Origin of the sequence: Coleofasciculus sp. E1-EBD-02 (assembly GCF_040218245.1) — a bacterium.
Lineage (GTDB): Bacteria > Cyanobacteriota > Cyanobacteriia > Cyanobacteriales > Coleofasciculaceae > Coleofasciculus.
Genome location: NZ_JAVJQN010000175.1, coordinates 47,713 through 55,004 on the forward strand (window position 1 = coordinate 47,713; position 7,292 = coordinate 55,004).

The 7,292-nt window shown below is 46.6% G+C and carries 9 protein-coding genes; 5 read left to right on the forward strand and 4 right to left on the reverse strand.

Annotated features, from left to right (window positions below; genetic code table 11):
* Positions 1-247: 247 nt before the first annotated feature.
* Together RIC07_RS27930 and RIC07_RS27935 are read right to left on the reverse strand one after the other, a co-directional pair.
* Complete coding sequence (locus RIC07_RS27930; RefSeq protein ID WP_446397368.1) at positions 248-883, reverse strand: glycoside hydrolase family 24 protein; 636 nt, start codon at positions 881-883, stop codon at positions 248-250.
* A 68-nt stretch (positions 884-951) separates the two neighbouring features.
* Complete coding sequence (locus RIC07_RS27935) at positions 952-1,611, reverse strand: SDR family oxidoreductase (protein WP_446384586.1); 660 nt, start codon at positions 1,609-1,611, stop codon at positions 952-954.
* 239 nt (positions 1,612-1,850) lie between these two features.
* Between RIC07_RS27935 and RIC07_RS27940 the strand changes: the two genes are divergently transcribed.
* Positions 1,851-2,561, forward strand: a complete 711-nt coding sequence (locus tag RIC07_RS27940; protein WP_446397369.1) for a DUF1997 domain-containing protein — start codon at positions 1,851-1,853, stop codon at positions 2,559-2,561.
* A gap of 93 nt (positions 2,562-2,654) precedes the next feature.
* Here the strand turns inward: RIC07_RS27940 and RIC07_RS27945 are convergent, their stop codons facing one another.
* Both RIC07_RS27945 and RIC07_RS27950 read right to left on the reverse strand, forming a co-directional pair.
* Entirely contained in the window at positions 2,655-2,855 is a 201-nt protein-coding gene (locus tag RIC07_RS27945; RefSeq protein WP_446397370.1) for a hypothetical protein, read from the reverse strand.
* Entirely contained in the window at positions 2,836-3,222 is a 387-nt protein-coding gene (locus RIC07_RS27950; protein WP_446346685.1) for a hypothetical protein, read from the reverse strand. Before RIC07_RS27950 ends, RIC07_RS27945 begins: the two co-directional genes overlap by 20 nt.
* A 200-nt stretch (positions 3,223-3,422) precedes the next feature.
* Here RIC07_RS27950 and hslO point away from each other — a divergent pair, with 200 nt between their 5' ends.
* From hslO to RIC07_RS27970, 4 genes are all read left to right on the forward strand, one after another.
* Complete coding sequence (hslO, locus tag RIC07_RS27955; RefSeq protein ID WP_446384580.1) at positions 3,423-4,322, forward strand: Hsp33 family molecular chaperone HslO; 900 nt, start codon at positions 3,423-3,425, stop codon at positions 4,320-4,322.
* 289 nt (positions 4,323-4,611) lie between these two features.
* A complete protein-coding gene (locus tag RIC07_RS27960; RefSeq protein ID WP_446397371.1) occupies positions 4,612-6,666 on the forward strand; it encodes a chromosome segregation ATPase in 2,055 nt (684 codons plus the stop codon).
* Positions 6,641-6,931 carry a hypothetical protein gene (locus RIC07_RS27965; RefSeq protein ID WP_446397372.1) on the forward strand — a complete coding sequence of 97 codons (291 nt, stop codon included), beginning with the start codon at positions 6,641-6,643 and terminating at the stop codon, positions 6,929-6,931. The genes RIC07_RS27960 and RIC07_RS27965 overlap by 26 nt, the downstream gene beginning before the upstream one ends.
* A 77-nt stretch (positions 6,932-7,008) precedes the next feature.
* On the forward strand, positions 7,009-7,292 hold a 284-nt coding region (locus RIC07_RS27970), incomplete at its 3' end, for a helix-turn-helix domain-containing protein (protein ID WP_446364108.1).

Genomic DNA, 7,292 nt, shown 5'->3' on the forward strand with positions numbered 1-7,292 from the left:
CATCTTGCTCGCTACTAATACCCAATTTAAATGCATAACAGCTTAGAAGCCAGATTGCATAAGAAAATCATATAGCACTTATCGGTGAGATAGGGCGGGTTTTGTTGTTCAGTTATTTCAGCAATAGCTGACTGTAGTTCCTAAACCCGCCCCTACAATTGTGAATAAACTCGCCCCTACAATTGTGACTAAACCCGCTCCTACAATTTACCTATTATTTAATTTAACATTTATCCTTTGCTTTTGTTTAACTTTGTTTTAATTCTTCCTGAAGAATTCGCTGATAAATCCCCGGTAAATATCGAGTCATTGAATTGGTTTCAATACCATAACCCAGACTTGTCCAGGTTCCCGACAATCGCCGCAATACTTGATCCACTTTACCTTGGCGCAATTGTTGGGAAATATCCATTCCCCAGGCTTGATTATCACTCAGCCAAGCATAAACAACCGCATCCTGATATTTTGGCTCAAAGCTATAGTTACTCCACCACAATAATTGCCAAGGCTGAGGATGATAGCGTCTGGCTTTGTCATACCAAGTCGTGTTAATAAACTGATATCGTCCGGCGGCGGTGGTACAATTACCCACATTGGGACCTGCGACAATCGGCACACAGCGATTAGGATGATCGCTTAAATCCCAGACATGTTCTCCTCCGTACACTACCGAATAAGGTTGAGACACATTTGCCTCACTTGCGGAAATTGTTCGCATCAGCGCCCGAATATAAGGATCACCGCCTCGCATGACTAACGGTTGAGTCCCCTTTTCACCTCTGGGATTATTAAAACTCCATTCCCCTCGTTGATATTCTTCACGCAGTTCGAGGAATAGGATCATTAAAATTAGGATATTAATCCACTGAATTAGACGTTTCATAACCCATGGCTATAAAATTCGATCCCATAGACTGTAGAGACGTAGCATGCTACGTCTCTACGGTTGGATTAGGCAACATTAGCAAATAGTTCTTGCCAACTGCGATCGCTCGCTTCTGGACGGGCAATCACTTCTACAATCTTATTACGCGCCTCGCCTTGAAATAGCGCCTCGACGCAAACCTGTGCCACTTTCGTGCGGGGGATACTCCCATCAAATAGTGTATCCGCTGATGACATGACCACAGAATCAGGCGTATCTTCGTTTTTCAGCCCCCCAGGTCGGACAATGGTATAGGTTAAGCCACTTTTCTGGAGATACTCCTCAGCCTGCTTTTTCCAAACCAAAATTAACCAAAACAGATTTAGGGGATGTAAAAGTTGAGAGACGCAAAGTGAGGAAACCATGACAAAATGCTCAATGTTTTTAGCTTTGGCAATATCGATCAGGTTCTTTGTCCCCTCATAGTCTACTTGGTAGGGTTCTAGGGGATTGAAGCTGGGTGTAGCACCTGTGGCACAAAAAACTACCGTGCTATCTCCCACAGCAGCGCTGAGACTCTCAGGCTTCAATACATCCCCAACCACTAACTCGGCTTCAGGGGGTAAAATTTCCTGCCCTTTCTCCAAGTTACGCACCAAAGCGCGAACGGGGATATTGCGTTTGACCAGTTCATTGACGATTCGGCGTCCTGTTTGACCTGTCGCTCCGGCGACCAATGCTTTCATCTAGAAATTTCCTTCAACAGTGAGAGTTGACGGCAAGATACACAAGTTATGCTGTAAAGAGCCAGTATTTTTGATTCGAGTCCTTAACATTCTCTTGTCAATTCTATAAATTATCAATGAAGTTTTACCAGATGTGCAGATTTATACCGTAAATTCGTGAAGATGAAAGAGAGAATGAACAACTGCCAGTGGGCATCCTAGCAATAGGCACCAACCCGAACTGACACCGTGGAGCAATTATGCAGTCCCAATTCCTTAACCAGCAACCCATCACAATCGAGCCAGTGCATCTAGATACCCAATCCACTTTTACCGAGCCTGAGAGGGACGAGTCCCAATCATGCCAATTAGCGCCTGAGTTGACTCAGTTTTACGGTCACTTCCAAAATGGTGTAGAGATGTATGCCGAACCGGAACAAGTAACGGCTTATCTGGATACTCACCAAGAATGGTTTCGTGACTGCGCCCATCCGATGAATGCTGAACCGATTGGAGCCAATGGTTATGCTTTAACGATTGGGCGTTTTGGGTCATTCGGCTATGAAGTTGAGCCAAAAATCGGGCTAGAACTACTTCCTCGCCAAGATGGGATCTATAAAATTCAGACGATCCCCGTCCCTGGTTACAATCCTCCTGGCTATGAGGTTGACTTTCAGGCGACTCAAGGGTTTGTGCCGATTCCAACTCACGAGTATTTTTCTGAGCAACAGCTTAAGGGACTAGAACTTCCCCCCACCATTACCCGTATCGAGTGGGAGCTTGATTTAAGTGTTGGTGTACGGTTTCCTAAGTTTATCCAGAAGTTACCCCAGTCTTTGATTCAGAGTACAGGCGATCGCCTGTTGCAGCAAATCGTCCGCCAAGTGTCTCGCCGCCTAAGTCACAAGGTACAGGAAGACTTTCACAATCGGATGAATATTGCAATCCCCAAAAAATTAAAGCGACGTTGAGTCGGTTCGTCATTCGTCATTCGTCATTCGTCATTTGTCATTTGTCATTTGTCATTTGTCATTTGTCATTTGTCATTTGTCATTTGTCATTTGTCATTTGTCATTTGTTAGGGAACAGGGAACAGGGAATAGGGAAAAGGGTAATGGGCTATAGAAATTTTGTCTCCCATCTTCCCCATCTTCCCCATCTTCCCCATCTTCCCCATCTTCCCCATCTTCCTCATCTTCCCCATCTTCCTCATCTCCCCCATCTTCCTCATCTCCCCCATCTCCCTCATCCTCCCTGGGTAGCAATAAATTCTCGTAGCCTTAGCAAACTCAAGGTTTGACCCATATTTAACGGCAACATAGACACCCCTTCTAAACGAGACTGTACCCATCCTTCACCCCAACACCATTCGTGATAGCCATCGATTCCCTGGCTCAATAGCAGTCGTAATCCGTAAGACTCAGCTACCTCTACCTGATGTTGGATAGCAACCGGACCAATCCAACTGGTAAAGGTTACTCCGGGATGGAGTTGTTCGGGTAATCCAGGGGAAAGGCGTTGAGTCGGTAACCATTGGCGCAGTTTCTCTGAATGCAGCAGACTGTCTCGGATAACAGTATGGGGGGCTTCGAGTTCAATGCGGAGGTGACTTTGTTGAAAGGTTCCCAACATAATCTGTGTCCAAAAACAATAGGTCTGTTGCTCAAGAGTGTGACTCTCAATATTACATTATATTAATCCTTTTAATCGTTGTCGCCAGGGAAGGTACACTCGCGAATCCATCGCCGACTATCAACCGTGCGATCGCGCCTGATGCGAACGACCCAATCTAAAATAAAAAGGGAGTATGTTAAGAAGTGTAAGGTTTATCCATGGCTGATCAGTTAATTCGCGCCACAGCAGCAGAAGGGGGTATCCGCGCCGTCGGTGTGATTACCACGCGCCTCACCGAAGAAGCCCGCCAGCGCCATCAGCTTTCTTATGTGGCAACGGCTGCCCTAGGGCGCACAATGTCATCTGGCTTATTGTTGGCGTCTAATATGAAGCGGGAAGGGTCAAGGGTGAATATTCGGGTCAAGGGAAAGGGTCCCTTGGGTGGAATTTTGGTTGATGCAGGATTAGATGGTACGGTTAGAGGGTATGTGGATAACCCTGCTATTGAACTACCGCCCAACGAATCTGGCAAACTCGATGTTGGCGGTGCAGTTGGGCGTGACGGTTATCTATATGTGATCCGAGATGTGGGATATGGCTATCCCTATTCCAGTACAGTAGAACTGGTGTCGGGAGAAATTGGCGATGACATTGCTCATTACCTGCTCACATCTGAACAAACCCCATCAGCACTGATTGTGGGTGTATTTGTCGGCGCTGATGGCGTAACTGCATCGGGAGGGCTATTAATCCAAATCTTACCGAAAGCAGCTAGAGACGAGTCTTTAGTGCAGATTTTAGAATCTCGCATCGCCAAGCTATCCGGATTCACGCCCCTGTTGCAGGAAGGTAAAACGTTACCGGCTATCTTTGAACAGATTTTGGGTGATTTGGGTTTGGTGATTCTGCCCGAAATCCAAATGGTACGATTTGACTGCGGTTGCTCGTTTGATCGCGTTTTAGGAGCGCTGAAGATGCTAGGTGAAGCCGAACTCCGGGATATGATTGAAAAAGACGAAGGCGCTGAAGCAACTTGCCACTTCTGTGGGGAAGTTTACCAAGCGAGTGGCGATGAACTGGCTCAACTGATTCAGGATTTAAAAGCTGAGTCCGTTTAATCGAGATTGAGTTAGGGGAGTTGGGAATGGGAAAGGTGAGAGTTGATTGGCTCTAGTCTGCCTTTATAGAATGAACACCAATTTGGGTAGTTTTCTCCCTGGGAGGTATGGCGTTAGTGATTAGATATAAGAGCAATCATTCTCATCTTAACGGCAATTGTCCTAGCTCCCATTCCCGATTAAGTCTCAGGGAGAATATAGCGTTTTCTGTCTAACGAGAGTAGTATTGCAACAACTGAGGGTGCTATAAAACCCACAGCATTAGGCTTAGCGAGTGGTGGAGTGAGTTATGACTAAAAATCGAAAAATGCCCGATCATTGGTATGCTACTCGGTCTTCCCAACCCAGTTGGAGCCAGGATTGGCAACACCAGAGGAATGCTGTTGATCCTCATCGGGTCAGACATTCAACCTCTCATCGTCAAGCCACTCCCCAACCAGTGACGACGAAGCCAGCCCCACCTTCTCCTCAACAGCCGAAAGAACCAAAACGACGCTTTACATTCGGTTGGGCATTTTGGGTAGTGGTGATTATGGTGGTTTCAGGGGGGATGGGATTTGCCTCTGTTGCCCTTTTGCTGAAGCTACCAGCTGTGCCGAATTGTCCCTCAATTTTTTGGCCCACGGCTTCGGCATCGGTACGTATCTATTGCGCCCAGCTTGCGGCAAATAAACGCACCACCAAGGATTTGTTAGAAGCGATCGCACTCATCGATGCTTTACCCAAAGACCATCCCTTGCGCCCGGAAATTAATCGCCATATCGAAGAGTGGTCAATCGAGATTTTAGCGATTGGCGAAGAAAAGTTTCAAGCCGGTCAGCTAGAGGAAGCGATTGAGATTGCGAACCGGATTCCTAGAGATGTTCCGGCGTTTACGCTAGTCAAAGAACAGATTAAGGAATGGGAAACGCTGTGGCAAAAGGCTTCAGGGATTTATGAACAAGCCGAGGAACAGCTAAGACAGTCTAATTGGACATTAGCATTTCGAGAAGCGGTCAAGCTGACAACGATAGATAATCAGTATTGGGCAGCTGTCAAGTACAACCAACTCGTGGATCTGATTCAAATTGGACGAGACGATAGTCAGAAGCTGGATGAAGCTTATAAGTTAAGTAAAAGTGGTCGAGTCGATGATATTTTAAAGGCGATTGAAGCTGCCGAGAAAATCACGCCCAAGAGTTTTGCCTACAAAGAAGCTCAAGATTTAATTGCTGAGAGTGGGAATAAATTACTCAAACTAGCGACAAGCCGCTTAGAACAACGGAACTGGCAAGGGGTGTTAGATATTGCCAATAAGTTACCCGCTAGCGTGAAATTACCAGACGTTAAGGCAGATTTGATTGACTTAGCCAATGCCATATCCCTGGCTGAATCGGGAAGCATTGGGGATTTGGAAATCGCGATCGCCTCGGCGCAGAAATTGGGTACTGATCGTCCTCTATATGATGAAGGTCAGGAATTAATTGATCGATGGCAACGGGAAATTGAGGACGTGGCTCGACTGGAACGGGCGCGGACGTTTGCCAGTTCTGGGCTAGTGAGTGATTTGCAGATTGCGATCGCAGAAGCCAAACTGATTCCCAACCGTAATCCCCGCTACCAGGAAGCGAGGGCGGAGATTAGCCAATGGACTCGTCAGATCCAAACCATAGAAGATCAGCCCTATCTGGATCGCGCCACCCAACTTGCCAGCTTTGGCGGAGTCCAATCCTTACGAGAAGCTATCCAAGAAGCCCGTCGGATTTCCCCCAATCGCGCTCTTTATTCAGAAGCACAGAGTAAGATCAAAGACTGGACGCGCACGGTTCAACGCCTAGAAGACCAACCCTATCTTGATCAAGCTCGTACCCTTGCCAATTCTGGCAATCTTCCGGCTGCGATCACAGCGGCGGAACAAATCAAATCCGGACGGGTACTCTATGGGGAAGCACAAAGCCTGGTTAAGGGCTGGAAAACAGAAGTTTTGGGACAACAGCGCTTACAACAAGCCTATCAAGCTGCCACTCCCGGTACCCCTGACGCCATTGTGGAGGCAATTCGTTTAGCCAGACAAGTTCCCAGTTCCGCCAAAGTTAGAGGTGATGCAGTCTCGGCGGTTAATCGCTGGAGTTATCAACTGTTGGCTCTATCTCAAGATCGAGCCGCTCTTAGCTTAACTGAAGCGATTCGACTGGCTAAAATGATTCCTTCGGGAACCGAAGCCTACAATGCGGCTCAAGTGCAAATTCAAGAATGGCAAAAGATTTTAGAACCGCCTCCTCCGCTTGTGGTGGTTCCTCCTGGTACAGATGCTCAACCTGCACTCGAACCACCAGAACATGAATTGCCTCTGGATAATAATTAAGCGGTTTAACATTCTGGGCGCAAGAAAGCATGAAAAAACCAAGAAAGAGTTAGAGCAAGAAATTGCGGGGATTGATAACTGTAACCTAATCTCTGCTCAAAGCTATTCATTGCTAGACATTTTGAGTAACTTTTCTTTGTTTCTCGCCATTCGCTCAATCGTATCGCTGAGGCTGTTTGCCCCTATTCTTACCCTTTCCTCCTCTAGCCAATTTATTGCTGTTTCTGTCAAAGTCATTGTAAATCGTCGTTTAGGCTCGTTATAAATTTTTTTTCTAGGCATTCTGTTACACTTGTGTCATCATATATAATATGAGTATAACAGGCATTGGATAGGTAGACTATGCTGTTAGGGTTCAAAACCGAGCTAAAACTCAACAACAAGCAGCGAACGGCATTAGCCAAACACGCTGGCGTTTCCCGTCATGCGTGGAATTGGGGTCTAGGTTTAACCAAGCAAATACTCGACCACAACCGGGACACAAAAGAGGATAAAATCAAGTTCCCCACTGGGATTGACTTACACAAGTGGTTAGTAGCGCTGGTTAAACCCATCTGCCCTTGGTACTATGAGGTGAGCAAATGCGCCCCCCAGTTTGCGCTTAGACAATTAGCCCAAGCTTGGAA

Excerpts from the sequence above, each read along its gene's own strand:
- RIC07_RS27930 (WP_446397368.1), bottom strand. The coding sequence starts at position 883 with ATGAAACGTCTAATTCAGTGGATTAATATCCTAATTTTAATGATCCTA.
- RIC07_RS27935 (WP_446384586.1), bottom strand. The coding sequence starts at position 1,611 with ATGAAAGCATTGGTCGCCGGAGCGACAGGTCAAACAGGACGCCGAATC.
- RIC07_RS27940 (WP_446397369.1), top strand. The coding sequence starts at position 1,851 with ATGCAGTCCCAATTCCTTAACCAGCAACCCATCACAATCGAGCCAGTG.
- RIC07_RS27950 (WP_446346685.1), bottom strand. The coding sequence starts at position 3,222 with ATGTTGGGAACCTTTCAACAAAGTCACCTCCGCATTGAACTCGAAGCC.
- hslO (WP_446384580.1), top strand. The coding sequence starts at position 3,423 with ATGGCTGATCAGTTAATTCGCGCCACAGCAGCAGAAGGGGGTATCCGC.
- RIC07_RS27960 (WP_446397371.1), top strand. The coding sequence starts at position 4,612 with ATGACTAAAAATCGAAAAATGCCCGATCATTGGTATGCTACTCGGTCT.
- RIC07_RS27965 (WP_446397372.1), top strand. The coding sequence starts at position 6,641 with ATGAATTGCCTCTGGATAATAATTAAGCGGTTTAACATTCTGGGCGCA.